The organism is Pseudarthrobacter sp. MM222 (assembly GCF_947090775.1).
Lineage (GTDB): Bacteria > Actinomycetota > Actinomycetes > Actinomycetales > Micrococcaceae > Arthrobacter.
Genome location: NZ_OX352321.1, coordinates 2,012,837 through 2,032,204, shown reverse-complemented (window position 1 = coordinate 2,032,204; position 19,368 = coordinate 2,012,837). Strand labels below are relative to the sequence as shown.

Sequence of the window (19,368 nt, the reverse complement as noted above, 5' to 3'; positions counted from 1 at the left end):
CCGGGAGCCCGGCGTGGCGGCGGTGGGGTTCATCCGACCCTGGCGAGCGCCTCGGCGAGATGTGTCGTGGAGCGGGCAGGGACGTGCGGCACGGTGAGGCAGCGGCCGCCCCAGCTCTGCACCAACTGAGTCTCCGGCAGGTTCCGCACGTCATGGTCGCCGCCCTTCACCCAGATGTCCGGGCGGAGTTCCTCGAGGCACGTTTCCGGGGTGTCCTCCTCGAATACCAGCACGGCGTCCACGCATTGGAGTGCCAGCAGCAGTTCCGCCCGGTCCTCCTCGTTGATGATGGGACGGGACGCGCCCTTGATCCTCCGCACCGAAGCGTCCGAATTAAGGCACACGATGAGGCAGTCGCCGAGGCGCCGGGCGGCCGCAAGGGACCGGGCATGCCCGGCGTGCAGGAGATCGAAGCAACCGCCGGTCGCAACCACTGTTCCGCCCGCCCGGCGTACCCGCCGGGCCAGCGCCAGTGCGTCGGCATCCGTCGGGTCCGCGGCGCGGACGGCCTGCCGGAACGAATCCGGGCGGCCGCCCAGTGCCGCCACGCCGCCGCCGGCCAGGAACGCCGCAGCCTCACGGACCGCCAGGACGGCCGAACCCTCAAGGTCCCGCCCCGCCGCGAGATGGACGGCGAGGCTCGCGGCCAGCCTGTCCCCTGCGCCGCAGGGATCGGTGACGGCGGTCCTTGGAACCGCGATCGGGACCGGCTTCGGCCCGGCCACGCGGGCCAGGATGGCGCCCAATTCACCTCGCGTTACCAGCACCGCCTTGCTCTCCCAGCGGCGCAGCAACAATGCCGCAAGTGCACCGTCTGTGTCATCGACGGCACCAGCCAGGGCGTCAGACCCGGCGGCGGCGCGCGCTTCGGCCAGATTCGGGGTGACGACGTCGACGCCGGGAACCGGCGTCGACCCGGCCGGATGCGGGTCCCAGACGATCGGCACCCGTCCGGTGTGCCGCGTCAGCGCAGCGCGGAGTGCGGCATTCATGGTCAGCCCGCGTCCGTAGTCGGCAACGACGATCGCGGATGCGCCGTCCAATGCCTGCAGCATGGCGGCGGTGACTTCCGGAATGGGAGGGGCTCCACAGCCCTCGTCGAACCGGACCACCGGCTGGCCGCCGGCACGGACCCGGGTCTTGACCGGGGTCGGAGCACCGGATGGTCCAGCGATCACCGTGACGCCGGCCAGTTCCTCCTCTACCCGGGTGGACGCCTCGTCCGCGCCCAGGACGGTTACCAGGATCACGGAATGGCCGTCGTCGGCGAGCATGCGGGCCACCAGACCGGCACCGCCGGCGCGCCGGCGGGCGGAGGACACATCGACGACAGGCACGGGCGCATCCGGGCTCAGCCGGGTTGCCTGCCCGTCGAGGTCCACGTCCAGCAGGACGTCGCCAACGACCACGATGTTCATCGCGTTGTCCCGCCGGGTGCGCCCTGGCGTCCGCGGCGCAGCACCTCGGCGTCGAACGCACGGCAGACTGCGTGGAGCGCGATCAGGTGACATTCCTGTGCGTTGGCTGCCGGGCCCTCAATCGTCACTGCCTCGTCGCAGCTGGAGGCCAGCGGGTTCGGGCCGGGGCCGGTCAGCGCCCAGGTGGCGACTCCCAGTCGGGCGGCGCTCTCCACGGCCCGGAGCAGGTTGGGGCTCTTTCCACTGGTGGACAGCAGCATCAGCACATCGCCGGTGCGGGCGTGGGCACGCACCTGGCGGGCGAAGAGTTCCTCGAAGCCGTAGTCGTTGGCGATGGCGGTGACGGCGGAGGTGTCCGTATGGAGCGAAATCGCCGAAAACGGGACCCGGTCGCCGTCGAACCGGCCAACCAGTTCCGCCGTCAGGTGCTGGGCCTCGGCCGCCGAGCCGCCGTTGCCGGCAGCGAGCAGCCGGGAGCCCCGCAGCAGCCGGCGCGCCAGTTCCTCGCCCCACGCGGCCAGGTGGAAGGACTGGCGGCGGAGGGACTCGAAAGCCGGCAAAACGTTGTCCAGGTGGCCGTGCACCGCGGTGAGGGACTCCAGTCTGGTGCCGGCAGCGGGCTTGGCCACGGTGCCGGGTTCAGGCACCAGCAGGAGCTGGGCTGCGGCGTCATTCAGGGGTGATTCGGGAGTCACAGCACTGCTCCTTCCACGGCATCAAACCGTTGGGTATCAGCGCCCGCGGCCAGGGTCTGCAGATACGCCCTCTCCGTTTCGGCGGCAACCCGCGCCCAGGAGTAGCGGGTCCTGGCGCGTGCCTCGCCGGCGCCGCCCAGGGCCCGGCGCAGGGCTGGGTCCGCCAGCAGTGCGGCGAGCGCGGCCGCGATAGCTGCCGGATCCTTCGGCGGCACGTGCAGCCCGGTCCTCTGATGGACCACGGTGTCGCGCAACCCGCCGACAGCCGCCACCACCACCGGCACGCCGCAAGCCATGGCTTCCAGCGGCACGATGCCGAAAGGTTCGTACCACGGCGCGCACACCACGGCGTCCGCGCTGCGGAAGAGGGCCGGCATCGCGTCCCGGGGCACCTGGCCGCGAAAGCTGACGCGGTCCTGCACGCCCAATTCAGTGGCGACGTCCAGCAGGCGGTGTGCTTCGGCGTCGTCCGCCAGTGCCGCGGCGTCCCCGCCGCCGCCGACGATCAGGAGCTCGACGTCGAAGCCGGCGTCCCGTAGGGCCGGCAGCGCCTGGATCACCAGATCGACGCCCTTCCGCGGAACCAGGCGTCCCACGGAAAGGACGCGGTGGGCGCGGCTCCGGGGCTCCGCCGGGCCTGCGCCGGAGAACAGTTCGAGGTCCACTCCGCAGGGGGCGACGGAGATCCGGGCCGTATCGATCCCCATGGCCTTGAGTTCAAAGACCTCGTCCGAACACGTGGCGATGATCCGGTCCACCGATCTGCCCACGGACGGCTCCAGCCATTGCCGCTCCGGGGGGCTGGTGTCCTCGGCGCCCTGGTGGCGGCGCTTGACCGTTCCCAGTGCGTGGAACGTCTGCACCACGGGCACGTGGGCGCCCGAGGGCCCGCGGCGGGCGGCGTCGAGGGCGGCTACGCCTGACATCCAGAAATGGCCATGGACCACGTCGGGCGGGCGGCGCTGCCAGTCCCGCGAGATGCCGTCCGCCAGTTCGCCCATAAACGGCAGAAGCTGGTCCTTGGGCACATGGCGTGCCGGGCCGGCGTCGACGTGGACCACGTCCAGTTGCGGCAGGATCCGCACGCGCCGCGGCAGCCCGGCCGAGTCCCGCCGGGTGTACACGGTGACGTGGTGCCCGCGCCGGGCCAGGGACGTCGAAAGCGCCGCCACGTGGACGTTTTGGCCGCCTGCGTCCACTCCACCCAGGGCGGCCAGGGGACTGGCGTGCTCCGAAACCATGGCTATCCTCACTGGCTCTTCCCTTCCTGCGATGGAATCAGAATCCGGCCCGTCCGGAAGCGCCGGGCGGCGAGCTCGTCAAGCAGGGCATCCCAAGCCTGCAGGAAGGCCTCGAGTCCGTAGCGTTCAAGGGCAACCCGCCGGGCGACGTTTCCCCGGCGCCGGGCCTCGTCCGGGTCGTGGACGAGGGTCGCGGCGCTGCGCACGAGTTCATCGACGCTGGTGGATATGGCACCGGCTTCCGGCAGCACGGCCCGGGCAGCTTCGGTGGTTCCCAGGACGACGACGGGCATCCCGAGGTGCATCGCCTCCAACAAGGCCAGGCCCAGGGATGTCCAGCGAAGCGGATGGATGTACACCCGGCAGCGGGCCAGTTCGCGGTGCAGCTCAGCTGTGGGCAGATCCCCGCGGATGGTGAGCCGCGAGGCCGGCAGCCCCGTCGCCTCCCGCAGGCCGGCGCCGCCCATGCCGAACATCTGCAGCGGCGCTGCTGCCGCGAAACGGCCCAGCAGGTCGGTGCCCGTGACCCGGCCGCGCCGCACGGGTTCGTTGACCACGGCCGCCAGTTCCGGGATGTCGCCGGTGTACAGGTGCCCGGGATCGGGGACGCCGTGTTCAATGACCAACGTCGGGGCCGCGCCGTTGTCCCAGAACAGCTCGTTGAAGTGCGTGACATGAACAATCGGGATGGCCTGCTGGTCCGCGAGCGGGTGCACCGCGTTCGGAACGCCGCCCTTGGGGGTGTTGTGCTCCAGGTACACGGCCGGCAGGTCTTTGCCGGGCCGGCGGCCCAGTGCCCGGGCAACCTCCGCGAGCTCCTCCGGCCGCTGCAGCACGACGGCGTCCACGCTGTCCGGTTCGACCGTGTCCAGGCCCACCTCCCGGACCGAATCCGGCCAGTTCCGGCCCGCACGGCCCATCCCCCAGGGACCGCCGGCGGGAAGTGCCGGGAGCAGATATTCGTGCGGTCCCCGGACAAAGGAGTCCGTCCAGCCCCCATGCAGATGCCACAGCAGAATTCTCATGGGTGCCGCACCTTTCGGCGGGTGGACAGCGAGGCGACGCCGCTGATCAGCCGTTCCACGGCCTCCACCAGCTGCTCCGGGCCAACTGACGCCAGGCACGGGTGCCCGGGCACGGGGCACTCGGTGGCCCGGGTATGCCTGCAGGGAGCGGCCTGATCACCAAGAAGTTCCAGCGGCACTCCGTAGGGAGCCCACCTGATTGCCGGCACCACCGGTGAGAAGAGGCAGGCCACCGGTGTCCCGAGCGCGGCGGCCAGATGCGCCGGGCCGGTATTTCCGGTGACCAGCACCTCGGCGTGGGCAAGGACGCCGGCAAGGGTCTTCAGGTCGGTGCGGCCGCCAAGGTCCACCGCAGAGGGCCCGGCGACCGTTGCCGTGAGCTTGGTTTCCCCGGGTCCTCCGGTCACGACCACCCGGTGCCCGGCGCCCTCGAGGAGCTCCACAGCGGCGGCATGGTGCAAAGCCGGCCAGGCCCGGGCAGGGGCGGAGGCGCCGGGATGGACCACAATGTACGGTTCTTCGCCCACCAGCTCTCGAACATCCGGGTAACCGGTGACCCTGAGCCGGCCGTCATCACCGGGCGGCAGCGGAAAGCCTGCTGCGGAGGCAATCGCAAGTGCGCGTTCCGCCTCAGGCTGGTCTTCGGCAAGGTCCTCGCCGGGCCGCAGGCGGACGTCCAGGAGGCTGCCGGCATAGTCCGTGGACACACCGGTGATCCGGCCGACGCCGGCCAGCCGCAACAGCAGGGCCAGGGGTAGCGGCGACTGGTGGAAGGACGTCAGGAGAACCGCTTCGGTGATCCGGGAATGGGTTATAAAGCTCCGCAGTGCGTCCAGCTGCTCTTGCTCCACCGGAGGCGCCGGCTTGACGATCCACGGGCACCGCCAGCTGTAGACCTCGGTGACGCCGGGCAGGAGCGATGCTGCCGGTTCCCCTTGCGGCCCACACAGCACGACGACGTCGTTCGGCTCGGCGCCGTCGGACCGCCGGCCGTGGGCGACTGCCCGGATGGCGGGACCCGCCAGCAGCACATCGCCGACGCTGTCCAGCCGGGCCACCAGGACGGCCGTCACGAGCCGGACCCGGCGGGTTCTTGGAGGAGCAGCTCCACGGCGGCGGCGAGATGCGCAGCAACCTCGGGGGCAGCATCCACTTCTGCTGCGCGGGTCACCGGCGTCGGCACCAGCACGCCCCGCGCTCCCGCCGCCTCAGCGGCCGCAAGGTCGCTGCCGATGTCCCCGATGTAGGCGGCGTCCCCCGGCGCGATGCCCAGCCGGCGGCAAGCTGTGACGATCATGCCGGGCGCCGGCTTCCGGCAGCTGCAGAGGTCCTCTGGCAGATGCGGGCAGAAGTCCCAGACGTCGAAGGGGCCCAGCAGTTCCTCCACCCGGCGGTTGACGGCCAGCACCTCGTCGACCCTGAGGATGCCCCGGCCGATGCCGGACTGATTGCTCAGCACCCCGGTGGCAATGCCCCGGGCCCGCAATTTCTGCAGGGATTCGCGGGCGTACGGCATTATCCGCACCCGCCCGGGATCGCCGTTGTAGGGAACGTCATGGACCAGCGTGCCGTCCCTGTCGAACAGGACAGCACGCAAGGACGGAAAACCAGAACTTCCCATACCCACCTTGTTCCCCGTTCGGGTCCCGGCTAAACACCCGGGAGCCGAACATCTTGCAAACCCGCATGCCGACCAGGACTCAGGAACGCGGGGACGGGCCCTTCCGGCTCAGGAGGTGATGGAAGCCGTTTGCTCGCCCGGATCCCTTTGCGCGTCCGCCGCCGTCAGCAGTTGCTGGAGCCGCACCAGCACTTTCGAAAGCCGGCGTGAGACCTGCATCTGCGACACGCCGAACCTCCTGCCCAACTCCGCCTGGCTTTCTTCGCAGAAATAGCGCCGGTAGAGCAGCTCCCGGTCGTCGTTCGAGAGTTCCCGGATTGCCTGGTCGAGGCACATGAGTTCCTCCAGCCGCTCGAGTGGGAGGTCCTGCGAGGCCAGCGCGTCGGCAAGGGCCGGGCGGCCGTCGCCGTTGTCGATGACGTCGAGCGAATCAGGGCGGAGGCTGGAGCCGGCTGCCGCTGCTTCGCGTATCACGGTTTCGGGGACATCCAGTCGCCGCGCCAATTCAGCCGCCGTCGGCCGGTGCCCCAGTAGCTGGGTCAGTTCCGGCTCCGAGCGCAGGATCTCGGTTCGTAGATCCTGAATACGTCGGGGCGGTCTCACCACCCAGCAGCGGTCCCGCAAGTAGCGCTTGAGTTCGCCGGTGATGGTGGGAGCGGCATACGCCGTGAAACCGACCCCCCGGTTGTCATCAAACCCCCGGGCCGCTTTGATCAACCCCAGGTAGGCGACCTGGTTGAGATCTTCGCGTTCCCGGCCACGGCCCGCGAAGCGCGACGCCAGCGCCTCTGCCAGCTCTAAATGGTCCAGAACCAGCCTGCTTTCGAAGGCTTGCCGGATCTGGCCTGCCGGGGCCCGTCCCATGGGGAGCCTGTCTGGAGGGACGTCGGGCGCATTACGCGGATCCAAGGATGGCGACTGCTGGAGTTCTGCCATGATGGGTCGTTCCTTTAAACCTGGTGCATCCAAAGCCTGCGGCAAGACTTAGGAGAAGCGAACCACAGGCCAGCCTCTTGCACAATGGCCCTGGGCCCCTTCTTCAGGACGGCGCTGGTTTTCCAAAATCGTGTGGCGGCCGCTGGACACAGGTAATCAGCAGCCTTAGTGTTTTTAGACGGGACCAGCCGCGTTCGCGGAACGGATCTGCAGGCCGTGACAGGCCCCTGCTACCCGTGTCGGAGTGTTGGCACCCATGAGAACTGCACCACCGCTGAGGAGAGACAGATGCACCGGATCCTGATGATTGCCCTGGCGGCAATAGCTCTGTGCGTCGGCGCCCTGCTGAACGCCGGCGCTGCCAGTGCCGCGTCCGCAGAGAACAGCCAGCCTTTGAGCTTCCACAGCCTATCCGCCGCTACCGCAGGCAGCGCCACGCCCACCGATTCCGCCTCCCCAACGGGACCTGTGGACCCCGGGACCGGCGAAACGGGCGAGGCGAAGGAGACCCGGGTCGACTATGCGCCGTACGTGATCGGGGCCGTCGTTCTTGCGGCTCTCCTCGCAGCCGTGATCGTGTGGCGGCGGCGCGGGGGTGCCGGGCCGTCGTCGAAGGGGCCCCGCCGGGCGGACAGCTGATCGTGGCTTCGGTACCGGCAAACAGACCTCTGGACAACCACCCGCAAAGGGCCTAAATTCGCTTCAGAACCCGTTCCGCTCTTCCGGGACCAAGGCTCCATCACCGCTGATGCAGACGGCGGACCGGTCATCAAACCTTGTGAGTCCAGCATGGAATCTTTGCTTTTTAGCCGTTTCCTCGAAGCCTGCACCTGCACCCGCAGCGAGGCCGACGAGGGCCTGACGGAGGACGAGCTTTATGGCATTTACACGAGCTGGTGCGTCCTTCAGGACACCGACCCGGCGCCGGCCGGCCTGTTCTGGAAAGCGATGCGGGAACTCGGGATACGGCGGCATTTCGTCGACTCGAGGTTCATCTGCCCGCACCTGCACATGACGGGTCCGGCGGCCGTGGACTACATCCTGAGCAGCCAGCCCGATCTGATTTAGCTGCAGATCTGGTGCGGCTGCAGAGCCGCGGCGGCAGGTTCCACTATTTTCCCGCATCCGGGAGGTTCCGGGTGGCGGGCCCTTGCAGGACCTCCCCCGAGGGGGAGAAACGCGAGCCGTGCAGCGGGCAATCCCAGCTCCGCTCGGCGTCGTTCCAGCTCACGAGCCCGCCGAGGTGGGTGCAGACAGCGGACACCCTGCAGGTGACGCCGTCGACGGTGGACACTGCCACGGGTTTGCGGTCCTGCCGCACCACCGTTCCCTCGCCGTCGGCCGGGACGGTGGGGGTTCCAGCTTCGGGGCCGGCCAGTTCGGCTTTCGCCCAGCTCACTGCCAGGGTCTTGGCCACATCGGCGTTCAGCGTGATGGCCGCCGCGGCACCGGCCGGCGACGTGACCCGACGGTGGATGGTGCGCGCCCAGTGCAGATTTCCGCCCAGGATCTGGGCGCTGATATCCAGGCCGGCCGCGATGCCGTTGCTCATCCCCCACTTGTTGTAGCCGGTCGCGAAGTAGATCTTTCCGCCGCCGCGAGGGAGTTTGCCAATAAAGGGCATCAGGTTGGTGGCCTGGTAGTCCTCGCCGGACCAGGAGTGCGTGACCTCCGCCCCGGGGAAGTGATACTGGGCCCAGTCCAGCAGCTCATCGAGGCGGCGCCGCGGCGACGGCTCCCGGCCGACCTGGTGTCCGTTGCCGCCCACCACCAGCAGTTCCCCCGCGCCGGCCGGGTAGCTGCGTAGCGAGCGGCCTGGCTTCTCCGCCGAGAGGTACATGCCGGAAGGTATGGCGGCCGGGTCCGGCAGCCGGACGGCCGCGGCGTAGGACTGCGATGCCTTCAGCTTTGCAAAATAGAGTCCCCGGTCCAGAATCGGAACGCCGGTGGCCAGCACCACAAGGTCGGCGTGGATGGTGCCGGCGTCCGTTTCGACGGCGGCGTCCGCCCCGGTCCTCACGTTCAGGACGCGGACGCCCTGGACCAGCACGCCGCCGCGGTCCCTGAAGTCGCCGGCGAGGGCACCCAGCACGTCCATCGGATTGAACTGTGCCTGCCTCCGGAGGACGATTGTCCGGCGCGTGGCGAAGGGCAACCCGGTGTCCGCGGCTTCCTCGACATCCAGGCCCGCCGCCTTGGCCACGGTCAGTTCCGCCGCCACCTTTTCGGCGCCGGCCTCCGTCACCGAAAACGTGTAAGCGTCCCGTTCCTGGAAGGGGACTTCCCGCTCCGCCAGGAACCGGAGCAACCAGGCCTGGCCTTCCCGGTTGGCCTCCACGTAGGCGTTGACCACCTTTTGCGGGTACTGGCGGCGCAGGGCGGAGAGCACAGTGCCTTGCAGCAGGCTGAGCTTGGCCGTGGTGTTGCCGGTGGTCCCGGCACCTACCGTCCTTGCCTCCAGAACGGCCACCCTCATACCCGAGCGGGCGAGGAGCAGGGCGGTGGACAGCCCGGTGATCCCCGCCCCCACCACCACCGCGTCGTAGCGGGAATCCGGAGTCAACGGATCCGTCGGAATGACCTCCGCAGTGTCGAGCCAGAGTGACGTCATGATCGGTCCCCTTCTTCCTCTTCGTTACCGAAGGACGTGTGCCAGTTCATTCTGGAGCCGGACCCGGGCTACCCGTCAAGGGATATCTCCCACCGGGGCCAATCCGCCTGCTGCGCCACGACGAAGTACTGGTGTTCCCTCCGGGAAGATAGCTATCACTTATTAGCAGCAGGAGTACTTTCTCATGAAGAACACGCTTCGATTCCTCGCAGTCCCCACATTGGCCCTCGGCGCCCTTGCCCTGGCAGGCGCACCCGCCATGGCCCACGACGGCAGCGAGCACTACCAGTCCACCCTCGCCCAGCTGAACGGCAGCAAGGCCGCCGGCACCATCACCGTTGATGTCACCGGAGACAAGGCCCACGCAGTCCTGAAGGTCTCCGGTCTGCCGGAAACGTTTATGAACGCACCGTACCCGCACGTCCAGCACATCCACGGCGGAGCCAAGGGCGTCTGCCCGGCACCGGCCGCCGACACAAGCGGCGACGGCGTCATTTCGACCACCGAGGGGGCACCCTCCTACGGCGCCATCGGCACCACGTTGTCCACCAGCGGGGACACCAGCCCAGCGGCAGGCCTGGATCTGACCCTGGCCGGCATGGGCGGCAGCTACACCATTGACCGGACCTTTGACCTCAGCCCCGAGACCAAGGCGGCCCTCGAGGCCGGCACCGCCGTAGTGGTGGTACACGGACTGGACCCGGCAACCCTGACGGCCGCCGCCCAGGCCGCTAAGAGTGACCTCGAGCCGAGCCTGCCGCTGGCCGCCACCTCCCCCGCCCTCTGCGGCACGCTCGCCGTGAGCCAGATGTCCATGCCGGTCGGCGGCGCCGACACCGGCGTCGCGCAGGACACCACGGGTGGTGCCGACGCCGGGGCCCTGGCGCTGGGCGGCGGTCTCGTACTGGCCGCACTCGCCGGTGGAACCTACGTTGTCCGTCGCCGGACCGCCGCCCGCGCAGCCTAAGCCATTCCGGCCGACTGGACTGGGATCATGACTGTAATCGCTCCCCGCCGCCGCGCAGGCCTCCTGGCCTCCGCGGCGGCGGGGCTGCTCCTCCTGAGCGGCTGTGCCGGCAACCCGGGCCCCGAACCCAGCGCGGGCGGTGCGCCACCGGCGTCGTCCGCCGGGCAGTCGAGCGCCTCGAGCCTAGCGGCTTCGGCCGCCCCGACAACGGCAGCGCCGATACCGGCTGCCCCTGCCATCGGATCCCCGGCCGCCCTGCCGGCCTCCGATCCGGTGAGCCTGAGCATTCCGGAGATTCGCGCCGGTTCGGAATTGGTGAAGCTTGGTTTGCGGGAGAACGAGTCCCTCGAGGTACCGCCCGATGGGCCGGGGGCTCCGGCCGGCTGGTATTCCGGGTCTCCCTCCCCCGGTGAACGCGGCCCGGCAGTCCTGCTTGGCCATGTGAACGCCGTCGGCGGCGGTCCGGGCGTGTTCGCCGGGCTCCGTGCCTTGCGCGTCGGCGCCGAGATCAGCGTGCTGCGGACCGACGGGAGCACCGCCATCTTCACGATGGACCGGGCGGCTGCGTACAGCAAGGACGCCTTCCCCACCCTGGAGGTTTATGGCAACACCCCCGGCCCGGAACTCCGGCTGATCACCTGCGACGGCTACGACCCGTCAACTGGACTGTTCAATGACAACTACGTCATCTTCGCAAAGCTCAAGTCGTAATCCATCCAGCCAGAACCTCACGTCCTGGCTTGATAGACCCCGAAACCAGGACCGGAACTACGGAAAGAGAGCACCATGCTTGGCAGAACCGGCAGGATCCTCTTCGGCGGCGCGGCCGCGTTGTTGCTCCTGAGCGGCTGCGGAGTCGGCTCCGCCGTCGACCCGGCACCGAGCCCCGGCATGGCCGGCACGAGCGTGAGTGACGCCCTTGTCGCCGAGGTTACGGGTCCGGATCCGCTGGCCATCACTGGGGAGCAGGCGAAGATCTGCGCCCAGCAAACCCCGGGAGGATTCTCCCGGTTCGCGATCCTGATCCACAACACCACCGGCTCCTCTTTCACAATCAACAGCGTCACCCTGGTCCAGCCCGAGTCCCTGTCCATCACGTCTGCCCAAGCCGCCCCCGCGAACCGCGCCGGGCACGGCAACCACGGCACCGCCCCCGGACCCGGTACCGCAGCGGCCGCGCCCGCACCGGCCCCGGCCACCTCCGGACACGCCGGTCACACAAGTGCGGCGCCTACGTCTGACGCCCCTGGAGCCGACAGAACCCCGCCCAGCGAACCCGGCCCCGCTGCCGGCTACGAGGTCCGCCCGGGAGCGCACCTTGACCTCATCGTCGATGTTGCCGTCGCCGCGGCTGCCCAGACCGGCACAGCCCGGAACGTTGAGGTGAAGTACTCAGCCATTGAACGCGACTATTCGGCCCTCCAGAACCTTGAACTGGAGGTGCGCAAGGGCGCCTGCAGCTAGGCGAATCACATCCGGTTCTTGGTCCTGGCCGTCGCGGGGGCAGTCCATGGGTCCTCCGGCCAGGGATGCCGGGGGTAGCGGCCCCGCATTTCCGCACGGACCTGCGCATACGGCCCGGACCAGAAGGACGCCAAATCGTCGGTCACGGCCAGCGGCCGCCGCGCCGGCGAGAGCAGGTGGAACAGCACCGGCACCGCCCCGCCCACCAGCCGCGGCGTCCGGTCCCAGCCGAAGCACTCCTGCAGTTTGACCGCAACGACGGGCCTGCCGGCCTCATCTTCCACGTCCGGGTAGTCGATTCTGATCCGGGAACCGCTGGGCACTTCGAGCCGCTCCGGCGCCAGCTCGTCCAGCCGCGACGCCTCCGGCCAGGGCAGCAACCGCCGCAGCGGCTCGGCCAGGTCGATTCCGCCGGTGGCTGCACCGCCGGCCAGGGCCTCAAGTTCCGGGGCCAGCCACTCCTGCAGCCTTGCCAGCAACGCCGGCTCGGAGACATCCGGCCAGGGCTCCCCGCGTTCCCGGTGCAGCAGGGCCAGGCGCCGCCGCAAGGCCTCCGCCGCCGTCGACCAGCCGATCACTCCCAGCCCGTCCCGCACCAGCGCGGCGGCCACCGCCGGGCGTCCTTCTTGCACGGACGGCCGGACCGGTGTGGAGGACAGCACGATGGCGCCCAGCCTGCGTTCCCTCCGGGCCGTCACCCGGCCCTGGCTGAACCGCGCCTCCACGGCGTCAGTGAGCAGCTGCCCGGCGGCGGCCTCCGCGGCGTCGGCCGTCAGCGGCGCGGCGGAACGGATCACGGCGCCGGTCCCGGCGGCATCCCGCCCCTGCGCGCGGGACACTTCGGCCACCGCGAGCCACTCATGCCCGGCGAGCGAACTCCCGGCCGGCAGCCCGGCCCGGGTCCCGGACGAGAGGAGGTACCTCTCCGGCCCTTCGCCCGGGACACGGCGCGCTACGCGGTCCGGGAACGCGAGAGCCACCACGAAACCAAAAGCCTTAGCCGACGCCAGCTGGGAGGGCAGGACCGAGGGAACGAGGCCGGATTTCTCCTCTCGGGCGATCGCCTTCATCCGCCGCACGTCCTCCGCCCACCGCCGGGATGCCGGTTCCCTCCCCGCCCGCAGCGCCGCCAGCAGCCGCGGAAGATCCGCGCCGGGGGCGCGCTGGTCTCCGGCTACGAGGGCCACTGCCTCGGCCGCCGCGCGCGGCCCGACGGCGGCGGCACCGTCCAGCAGGGCCCGGGCCAGCCGCGGGTCCGCCGGAATCCGGGCCAGCGTGCGGCCCAGATCCGTGGCGTGGCCGTCCTGGTCCACCGCGCCGAGTTCCCGCAGCACGTCCACGGCATCCGCCATCGCCGCCGGAGGCGGCGCGTCCGGTAGGGCCAGTCCCCGGCCACCCGGCGATCCCCAGCAGGCGAGCGTCAGCGCGGCGGCCGTCAGGTCCGCGACGGCGATCTCCGGGGTCTGGTGCGCGGGCGCGGCGCCAAACGTCCGCTGGTCGTAGCAGCGCACGACTTTGCCGGGCCCTTGGCGGGCGGCGCGCCCGGCCCGCTGGTCTGCCGAGGCCCGGGAGCAGGACACGGTCACCAGTCCGGACATGCCGCGGCCGGCGTCGCGGCGAGGCTCCCGGGAGAGCCCGGCGTCGATGACCAGCCGGACTCCGGGCACCGTGAGCGAGGATTCGGCGAGGCCCGTGGAGACGATGATCCGCGCCGGCGCGCCCGGCGCGCGCCCCGAAACGGCGCGGTCCTGCTCGGCCGGTCCGGACTGACCGTGCAGTTCCAGGACCTCCGGAGCCGTCCCTCCGCGAAGGCGTGCGGCCACGTAGGAAACTTCCCGGGCCCCCGGAACGAAGACCAGGGCGTCGAGGTCCTGTCCGGATGCCCGGGCGGCGGCGTGCGAGGCCGCGGCCGTGTCCGCCACGTGGTCGAGGAAGGCCCGTGTCACCCCGCGTTCGTCCAGCCTGGGCGCAGCCGCGGGAGCCCATTCGACCTCCAGCGGGTGGAGCGCGGACGGACAGTCGACGACCGGTGCCGGGCCGCCGTCGTACTCTCCGATGAGGCGGGCGAAGCGCACGGCGTCCAGGGTGGCGGACATTGCGATAAGGGTGAGGTCGCCGCGCAACTGCCGGACTTCGCCGAGCATTCCGACGAGCAGGTCCGTTTCCAGCCCCCGCTCGTGGACTTCGTCAAGGATGACAACACCGGTGGACTCCAGTCCCGGATCCGTGAGGAGCCTGTTCAGCAGGATGCCGGGGGTAACGAACTCGATCAGGGTTCCCGGGCCCGTCTGGCGCTCCCCCCGGACCGTGTAGCCGACGCGGTCCCCGAGCCGGCTGCCGTCGAGGCCGGCCAGGCGTCGGGCGGCCGAGCGGACCGCGACCCGCCGGGGCTGCGTGACCACCACCCGCGGCCGGGAACCAGCGTCCGGCAGCCGCGTCCCCTGCGGAGCGGCGGCAATATTGGCCAGCAGCGGCGGGACCAGCGTCGTCTTGCCCGTACCCGGAGGTGCCTGCACCACGGCCGAGCCGCCCATGCCTGCCAACCGCAGCGCGGCCGCCAGCTCGCCCAGGGAGGCAGCAAAAGTCAGACCGGTTCCGATGGCACGCAGATCGAACGGTCCGCTGGCAAGGAGAGGGTCCACTGGGACGGGGGCGGAAGTCACGACTCCATTGTGGCGCGAGGAGGGCCAGGTCGCCGGAAACGAGCGGGTTCGCCGTAACGTTGCGGCGAATTCGCAGGCTTCCGGCGAGCTCAGACGGGCCACTGCTGACGGGAGCCGTCTATTCGGCAGACCCCGTGATCAGATCAAGCACGCGATGCAGGGCAGGGTTGCGGGCGTTTCGACGCCAGATCGCATGCAACTCCACTGGGTCCGTCTCCAGACCGCCCAGCTCGATGTATTCCACCCCTTCGATTCCCAGCACCGTTGCGGACTGCGGAACCAGGGCGACCCCCCGGCCGGCGGCCACGAGGAAGATCATCGTGAGGATCTGGCTCACCGTATGGACAAAGGTGCGGTGCGACGACACCAGGCTGATCACGAGATCGTAGAAGTACCGGGCCTGGGTGGGAGAGTGCATGATCAGATCTTCGCCCTGCAGATCCTCGGCGGTCACCGGACGGTCCAGGAGCGTCAGACGGTGGCCCAGGGGAACCGCCACCATGATCGGTTCCCTGTACAGCAGGCGTGAGTCGAACAGGTCCTCGTCAAATGGCGGTCGAGCCAGTCCGAGGTCGATTTCGCCCGTGATCAGCGACGCCGTCTGATCCTTGGTGACCATCTCGCGCAGGTCGATCTCAACGTCAGGAAGCGCGCCGGAGATTTCGTTCAGGAGCGCGCCCAGCAGGCCGAACGTCGACGCGGCGGTGAACCCGATCCGCACGGAGCCCGCAGAACCCGACGACACCCGGCGGGCCAGGCTGGGAGCGGCTTCGGCCAGTTCGAGAAGTTTGACGGCGTCGGCGAGAAAGACTGATCCGGCGGCCGTCAAAGCGACGCCGCGGTTGTCCCGCTCAAACAGCTGCACACCGATCGACTTCTCAAGCTTCTGGATCTGACGGCTGAGCGGCGGCTGGGTCATATTCAACCGTGCTGCCGCCCGCCCGAAGTGAAGTTCTTCGGCGACGGCGACAAAGCCTCGCAGTTGGTCCAGGGAATACATAATACCCAAACCGTATCACGCTATGCAGTAATCGTCTTGGACAGGCATAGCGGGGGCGCTCTAGTGTTCAGGAAGGGCCGACCTAGTGACGGAACTCACGGATTTCAAGGTTCCGCCAGATATGGCGAACATTCAAAGGAGAATCTTCATGACCAAGACCACCTTCAGCCGCCGGGCCGCTTTGGGAACCGCGACCAGCTTCGCGCTCGCGCTGGCCTTGACGGCCTGCGGCGGCAACGTTGCCAGCACCAATGCGCCCACCGACGCCAGCAAGTACCCCGCTGGCCCCGTCACCCTCACCATCGGGGCAGCGCCTGGCGGCAGCACCGACCTGATCGGGCGCGCATTGGCCGAAAACGCCAGCGCTGGCCTGGGCGCACCGATCCCGGTCGTCAACAAGCCGGGCGCCAACGGCGCGCTGGCCACCAAGGAAGTAGGCAGCGCCAAGGCGGATGGCCAGACGCTCGTCATCCTGAACGCTTCGCTGTTCGCCATCACTCCGCTTGCTGTGTCCGCCAACGAGGCAGTCAAGATCGAGGACTACGAGGTCATCACCGGAATTTCGCAGGACGACTACGTGCTGGTCACGAATGCCAACTCCGGGATGAAGACCATGGAGGACCTGACCAAGGCGGGCAAGAAATTCAACTTCGCCACCACCGGCGTCGGCACCGGCAGCCAGCTCGCCCAGGCCTTGCTGTTCAAACAGGCCGAAATCGAAGGCACCGATGTGCCGTTCGACGGCGGCGCTCCCGCCATGACTGCCCTCCTGGGCAACCAGGTTGACGTGGCGACCATCCAGCTGGCCGAAGCCATGCCGCAGATCAAGGCGGGCAAGCTCAACCCGGTGGTTGTCTTCTCCAAGGAACGCAACCAGTACCTGGCCGACACCCCGACGGCCATCGAAGCGGGCTATGACGTTCCGGTTTCGCAGTTCAGGGCCGTTGCGGCGCCGAAGGGGACTCCCGAGCCTGTCCTCGAGAAACTGCGGGCAGCGTTCAAGACCGCCTTTGCGTCCGAGGCGTACAAGGCGTTCAACAAGCAGAACCTGTTTACGGCTGCCGAACACGACGGGGCAAAGGTTGCCCAGGACTGGGCGGCGGATGCGGCCAAGTTCAAGGAGCTCGCACAGAAGTACGATGTTGACCTGGGCGGCGGCAAGTGACGTCAAGCTCCCGGCAGGACGCTCCCCCGGGCACTGCGGTTCCATCAGGTGCTGCCGTCAGCGAATTCCCTGAAGCCGATCCCGCCGAGCCGCTGACGGCGGAGCAGCTGGCCGCCGAATGGGACGAGGAACGGCCCCCGCATGCCGGCCCCCTGGCCAACGTGGCGGCCGGCGTCGTCACGGCCGCGCTCGGCTTTGCGGGGGTTGCGCTGTCGCTGTCCATGGGCATCGGCACCCCGGAACGGCCGGAAGCCGGAATGTGGCCACTCATCATCAGTCTGGTGATGGCGGCTCTGTCCGTGTCCCTGCTGCTGTTCGGACGCAAGACCCTGGATGCAGAGGCCTTCTCGTCCTCCAGCTGGCAGGTCGCCGCCGGTGTGGGGACCCTGATCGGATTCGTTCTGGTGATAGGTCTGACCGGCTTTGAGATCCCGACGCTGCTCCTCACGTTCTTCTGGCTCAGGTTCCTTGGGAAGGAAACCTGGCGGATGTCGACGCTCCTCAGCGTGATCGTCACCGGCGCCTTCTACCTGATCTTCGTCGTGGCACTCAGCGTGCCTATCCCCCACCTTTTCTAGGGAAAATCATGGACATTTTCGGACCAGTTCTCAACGGATTCGGCGTCGTGCTGGAACCAACGAACCTGCTGTATTGCCTCATCGGCGTCGTCATCGGGATGCTCATTGGTGTTCTCCCCGGCCTGGGCCCGGCGGCAACCATCGCCATCCTCCTGCCGTTGACGTACGGCGTGGAACCGGTGACTGCCATCATCATGCTTTCCGGCATCTTCTACGGCGCCCAGTATGGCGGCACCATCACTTCCGTCCTGCTTAGGCTGCCCGGCGAAGCGTCCTCTGTGGTTACCGTCTTTGACGGCTATGCCCTGGCCCGGCAAGGCCGGGCCGGAACAGCCCTTGGGATAGCGGCCATCGGTTCCTTCTTCGGCGGAACCGTATCCATCATCGGATTGACACTGCTGGCGCCGATCGTTGCCGGCTTCGCCCTCAGCTTCGGACCGCCCGAGTACACCGCCCTCGCCATGCTGGGCATCCTCCTCGTCGCCACGGTGAGCAACGGCAGCAAAATCAAATCGATCATCGCCGCTTCCCTCGGGTTGCTTCTGGCCACCGTGGGCCGGGATGGCTTCACGGGTGAATCCCGATTCACCTTTGGAAGCCTCTCCCTCTCGGACGGCCTGGACTTCGTCCCCATCGCCATGGGCATCTTCGGGCTCGGCGAAATTCTCTACAACTTGGAGGAGCGCCACAACAAGGTGCAGGCGCCTGCCAAGGTGGCCAACGTCTGGCCATCGCGCAAAGACCTGAAGGAATCCTCCGGAGCCATCGGCCGGGGCTCGCTGCTGGGATTCTTCCTGGGAATCCTGCCCGGCGGCGGTGCCACAATCGCTTCCCTGGCCGCCTATGCCATGGAGAAGAAGCGCGCCAAGAACCCTGAGCGGTTCGGCCGGGGCGCCGTTGAAGGTGTCGCCGCACCGGAAAGTGCGAACAACGCGGCGGCTACGTCGTCGTTCATCCCGCTCCTGACCCTGGGCATCCCCGCCAACGCCACCATGGCGATCATTTTTGGCGCGCTGCTCATCCAAGGAGTCACCCCCGGACCCCAGCTGGTCCAGGACAATCCGGAGCTCTTCTGGGGCGTCGTCAACTCGATGTACATCGGAAATATCCTGCTGCTGATCATGAGCATTCCGCTGGTCGGTGTCTTCGTCAAAATTCTCCGGATCCGCGCCGCCATCCTGGCACCCATCACGGTCCTCATCACCCTGATCGGTGTCTACACGATCAACAACAGCATCTTCGATATCTGGCTGGTCATCGCCTTCGGCGTCGTTGGCTACCTCATGAAGAAGTTCGGCTTCGAGCCCGGCCCGCTGGTTCTGGCTTTTGTGCTCGGATCGTTGCTTGAGGAGAACCTGCGGCGCTCCCTGCTCCTCTTCGCAGGAGACGCCGCCGGCTTTGTCACCCGGCCCATCTCGGGAGTGCTCCTGCTCCTCTTCGTGCTGGTCGTACTGCTGCCTGTCATCCAGAAGGCCTTCAAGAAGTCCCGGGCCGCCAAGACCCTGGACAAGGCACCGCAAAAAGAAAAGGAAACAGTATGACCATTCTGATCGGCTACGTGCCCACCCCCGAAGGTGAGGCCGCCCTGGACGCCGGAATCGCCGAGGGCAGGCTCCGCAACGAAAGCATCGTCATTCTCAATTCGCCGCGCAAGGGCGCACCCGTCGACGCCGCCCTCGCCTCGGCCGAACAGGTCGCCGCCCTGGTCAAGCGCGCCAAGGACGCCGGAGTGGCGGCCATGATCCGCCAGCCGGGGCACACGGACGACCTGACCGATGAATTCATCGACATTGCCGACGAAATCGATGCTTCCCTAATCGTGATCGGACTCCGCCGCAGGTCCCAGGTCGGGAAGTTCATTCTCGGCAGTCATTCGCAGCGAATCCTGCTGCAGGCCGACCGCCCCGTTCTCGCCGTCAAGTCGCAGTAGCAGTGTGTGCCTTTCTGGCCGTGTCGCCGCGGCCCGGGAAGGCGAATCCGCCTT

At 68.6% G+C, this 19,368-nt stretch carries 19 protein-coding genes; 9 read left to right on the top strand and 10 right to left on the bottom strand.

The features are described 5' to 3' along the window. Positions 1–29: 29 nt before the first annotated feature. From OM977_RS09210 to OM977_RS09180, 7 genes are all read right to left on the bottom strand, one after another. Positions 30–1,418 carry a PfkB family carbohydrate kinase gene (locus OM977_RS09210; RefSeq protein ID WP_264357178.1) on the bottom strand — a complete coding sequence of 463 codons (1,389 nt, stop codon included), beginning with the start codon at positions 1,416–1,418 and terminating at the stop codon, positions 30–32. Further along, entirely contained in the window at positions 1,415–2,047 is a 633-nt protein-coding gene (locus OM977_RS09205; RefSeq protein WP_264357362.1) for a D-sedoheptulose-7-phosphate isomerase, read from the bottom strand. Before OM977_RS09205 ends, OM977_RS09210 begins: the two co-directional genes overlap by 4 nt. Positions 2,048–2,109: 62 nt before the next feature. After that, on the bottom strand, positions 2,110–3,366 hold the full coding sequence (locus OM977_RS09200) for a glycosyltransferase (protein ID WP_264357177.1): 1,257 nt from the start codon (positions 3,364–3,366) through the stop codon (positions 2,110–2,112). After that, positions 3,363–4,379 carry a glycosyltransferase gene (locus tag OM977_RS09195; RefSeq protein ID WP_264357176.1) on the bottom strand — a complete coding sequence of 339 codons (1,017 nt, stop codon included), beginning with the start codon at positions 4,377–4,379 and terminating at the stop codon, positions 3,363–3,365. The genes OM977_RS09200 and OM977_RS09195 overlap by 4 nt, the downstream gene beginning before the upstream one ends. Further along, positions 4,376–5,452 carry a glycosyltransferase family 9 protein gene (locus tag OM977_RS09190; RefSeq protein WP_264357175.1) on the bottom strand — a complete coding sequence of 359 codons (1,077 nt, stop codon included), beginning with the start codon at positions 5,450–5,452 and terminating at the stop codon, positions 4,376–4,378. The genes OM977_RS09195 and OM977_RS09190 overlap by 4 nt, the downstream gene beginning before the upstream one ends. Then, positions 5,449–6,000, bottom strand: a complete 552-nt coding sequence (locus OM977_RS09185) for a D-glycero-alpha-D-manno-heptose-1,7-bisphosphate 7-phosphatase (protein WP_264357174.1) — start codon at positions 5,998–6,000, stop codon at positions 5,449–5,451. The genes OM977_RS09190 and OM977_RS09185 overlap by 4 nt, the downstream gene beginning before the upstream one ends. Positions 6,001–6,108: 108 nt before the next feature. Beyond that, the gene (locus OM977_RS09180; protein WP_333474014.1) at positions 6,109–6,936 is read right to left on the bottom strand and encodes a sigma-70 family RNA polymerase sigma factor; all 828 of its coding nucleotides are present in this window, start codon (positions 6,934–6,936) and stop codon (positions 6,109–6,111) included. A 288-nt stretch (positions 6,937–7,224) separates the two neighbouring features. Here OM977_RS09180 and OM977_RS09175 point away from each other — a divergent pair, with 288 nt between their 5' ends. Both OM977_RS09175 and OM977_RS09170 read left to right on the top strand, forming a co-directional pair. Continuing rightward, positions 7,225–7,575 (top strand): LuxR family transcriptional regulator, encoded by a 351-nt coding sequence (locus OM977_RS09175; protein WP_264357173.1) that lies wholly within the window; start codon positions 7,225–7,227, stop codon positions 7,573–7,575. A gap of 150 nt (positions 7,576–7,725) precedes the next feature. Further along, positions 7,726–8,004: a hypothetical protein gene (locus OM977_RS09170; protein ID WP_264357172.1), complete on the top strand. Its 279-nt coding sequence runs from the start codon at positions 7,726–7,728 to the stop codon at positions 8,002–8,004. 43 nt (positions 8,005–8,047) lie between these two features. Here the strand turns inward: OM977_RS09170 and OM977_RS09165 are convergent, their stop codons facing one another. Next, positions 8,048–9,547 (bottom strand): FAD-dependent oxidoreductase, encoded by a 1,500-nt coding sequence (locus OM977_RS09165; protein ID WP_264357171.1) that lies wholly within the window; start codon positions 9,545–9,547, stop codon positions 8,048–8,050. Between the two features lie 184 nt (positions 9,548–9,731). On the opposite strand from OM977_RS09165, the gene OM977_RS09160 reads away from it, so the two are divergent. The 3 genes from OM977_RS09160 (at position 9,732) to OM977_RS09150 (ending at position 11,978) form a co-directional block, all read left to right on the top strand. Further along, a complete protein-coding gene (locus OM977_RS09160; RefSeq protein ID WP_264357170.1) occupies positions 9,732–10,514 on the top strand; it encodes a hypothetical protein in 783 nt (260 codons plus the stop codon). 27 nt (positions 10,515–10,541) lie between these two features. Continuing rightward, positions 10,542–11,225 (top strand): class F sortase, encoded by a 684-nt coding sequence (locus tag OM977_RS09155; RefSeq protein WP_264357169.1) that lies wholly within the window; start codon positions 10,542–10,544, stop codon positions 11,223–11,225. A gap of 75 nt (positions 11,226–11,300) precedes the next feature. Beyond that, entirely contained in the window at positions 11,301–11,978 is a 678-nt protein-coding gene (locus tag OM977_RS09150) for a hypothetical protein (protein ID WP_264357168.1), read from the top strand. Between the two features lie 5 nt (positions 11,979–11,983). Here OM977_RS09150 and hrpB read toward each other — a convergent pair whose 3' ends face one another. Continuing rightward, positions 11,984–14,641: an ATP-dependent helicase HrpB gene (gene hrpB / locus OM977_RS09145; RefSeq protein WP_264357167.1), complete on the bottom strand. Its 2,658-nt coding sequence runs from the start codon at positions 14,639–14,641 to the stop codon at positions 11,984–11,986. Between the two features lie 118 nt (positions 14,642–14,759). Beyond that, positions 14,760–15,641 (bottom strand): LysR family transcriptional regulator, encoded by an 882-nt coding sequence (locus OM977_RS09140; protein ID WP_264357166.1) that lies wholly within the window; start codon positions 15,639–15,641, stop codon positions 14,760–14,762. A gap of 148 nt (positions 15,642–15,789) precedes the next feature. On the opposite strand from OM977_RS09140, the gene OM977_RS09135 reads away from it, so the two are divergent. Genes OM977_RS09135 through OM977_RS09120 form a run of 4 tightly spaced genes read left to right on the top strand, consistent with a single transcriptional unit; the run spans position 15,790 to position 19,314 of the window. Further along, positions 15,790–16,806, top strand: a complete 1,017-nt coding sequence (locus OM977_RS09135; RefSeq protein WP_264357165.1) for a tripartite tricarboxylate transporter substrate binding protein — start codon at positions 15,790–15,792, stop codon at positions 16,804–16,806. Beyond that, complete coding sequence (locus OM977_RS09130) at positions 16,803–17,384, top strand: tripartite tricarboxylate transporter TctB family protein (protein ID WP_264357164.1); 582 nt, start codon at positions 16,803–16,805, stop codon at positions 17,382–17,384. Before OM977_RS09135 ends, OM977_RS09130 begins: the two co-directional genes overlap by 4 nt. Positions 17,385–17,392: 8 nt before the next feature. Beyond that, positions 17,393–18,925: a tripartite tricarboxylate transporter permease gene (locus OM977_RS09125; RefSeq protein ID WP_264357163.1), complete on the top strand. Its 1,533-nt coding sequence runs from the start codon at positions 17,393–17,395 to the stop codon at positions 18,923–18,925. Continuing rightward, on the top strand, positions 18,922–19,314 hold the full coding sequence (locus OM977_RS09120; RefSeq protein ID WP_264357162.1) for a universal stress protein: 393 nt from the start codon (positions 18,922–18,924) through the stop codon (positions 19,312–19,314). The genes OM977_RS09125 and OM977_RS09120 overlap by 4 nt, the downstream gene beginning before the upstream one ends. Positions 19,315–19,368 lie beyond the last annotated feature (54 nt).